Here is a 1,352-nt window from a genome sequence, read left to right as displayed (position 1 = left end):
TGTAATAGTGGCTAGGCCAATTTGCTGATTGAGCAGGCCAACGCGTATGTTATCTCCAACTTTTGACTTTAGAGTCTCATGCATATGTTCGAGTTGACGACCGGAAATCTCAGCCAGTGTTTCGCTGTGCATATTTTCGGGGAATAACAGTAGCAGGTTCATCTAATTGTTATTCGCTTACAGGTTCTTCGTTGCGCTTCTTTTCGACGAGTTTTGAAAACAGCACTCCGACTTCAAAGAGAGCCCACATTGGAACTGCTAAAAGAGTTTGCGAAATAACATCTGGAGGCGTCAATAACATACCGATAACGAAGCAGCCAACCACGATGTAAGGGCGTTTTTCACTTAGGCTAGCTGAGCTGGTAATACCTGCCGCAACCAAAATAATGGTTGCGATTGGGATTTCGAAGGCTAAACCAAATGCGAAGAATAGCTTTAGAATGAAGTCAAGATAGCGACTGATATCGGTCATTACAGTGACGCCTTCAGGTGCGGCACTGGTGAAAAAGCCAAACACTAAAGGAAAGACGACAAAGTAAGCGAATGCCATGCCGAGATAGAACAATATTATGCTCGATAGCAGTAAAGGATAGGCGAGCCGTTTTTCGTTCTCATAGAGTGCAGGTGCGATAAAACCCCATATTTGAAAGAGCACATAAGGCATTGATATAAACAGTGCCGTCATTAGAGCCAGTTTGAAGGGGGTAAAGAAGGGTGATGCGACATCGGTCGCGATCATGGTGCTACCTTCGGGTAAAAAGACCCTAAGTGGCTCTGAGACAATCAGGTAGATATCGTTGGCAAAATAGTAAAGGCCTGCGAAGATCAATATAACGCAAAGCACAGAACGCAGGAGGCGTGTGCGCAATTCTATCAGATGGCTGATTAGAGGCTGGCCTTGGTCGACTACAGTGTCGTTTTCAGTTGCGTTGTCAGAAGTCTTACTCATGTCTTTACTATGCTTAGCTTATTACGGAGGCCATGTTATGACTGCTTAGGCTTGTCGTTTTGCGTATTGCTTTGAAGGTCTTTTGACGAATCAGGCTCTTTTGGTGCCTGAAACAGCTTGTCATACTCATCTCTTGGTAAGGGCTCGAACTCTTCAGCTTCTTTGAGCGTTTCAACTCCGTAGAAGTACATCCTGTTTTGCCGACTATCCTTGCTCATGCAATACAAATGATTTAAAATATTCAGAGGTTCCCTAGTTTTCAAATCTATTTTTAAGTGCCTAGGTCAGCTATTGTTGATAGCTATTAAAAGTAGTTGATCTTACAAGGTTTTTCAATGCGCTGACGCATGCGCTTTACAGGGATTTTCGAGATTATGTTTAAGCACGGGACATGGGTTCTGTT

Annotated in this window: 2 protein-coding genes; both read right to left on the bottom strand. The window is 43.6% G+C overall.

Annotation, left to right across the window (positions count from 1 at the left end; genetic code table 11):
- Window positions 1-169: 169 nt before the first annotated feature.
- Complete coding sequence (gene tatC, locus A3735_RS08830; RefSeq protein ID WP_068510193.1) at window positions 170-949, bottom strand: twin-arginine translocase subunit TatC; 780 nt, start codon at window positions 947-949, stop codon at window positions 170-172.
- 35 nt (window positions 950-984) lie between these two features.
- Window positions 985-1,167 carry a hypothetical protein gene (locus A3735_RS29570; protein WP_156499542.1) on the bottom strand — a complete coding sequence of 61 codons (183 nt, stop codon included), beginning with the start codon at window positions 1,165-1,167 and terminating at the stop codon, window positions 985-987.
- Between the last annotated feature and the right edge of the window lie 185 nt (window positions 1,168-1,352).

The organism is Oleiphilus sp. HI0061 (genome assembly GCF_001635675.1).
Note: the sequence above shows the minus strand (reverse complement) of the source record. Positions and strands in the feature narration are given on the sequence as shown.

Coding starts and splice junctions, on each gene's coding strand:
- A3735_RS29570 (WP_156499542.1), bottom strand. CDS start 1,167: ATGAGCAAGGATAGTCGGCAAAACAGGATGTACTTCTACGGAGTTGAA.
- tatC (WP_068510193.1), bottom strand. CDS start 949: ATGAGTAAGACTTCTGACAACGCAACTGAAAACGACACTGTAGTCGAC.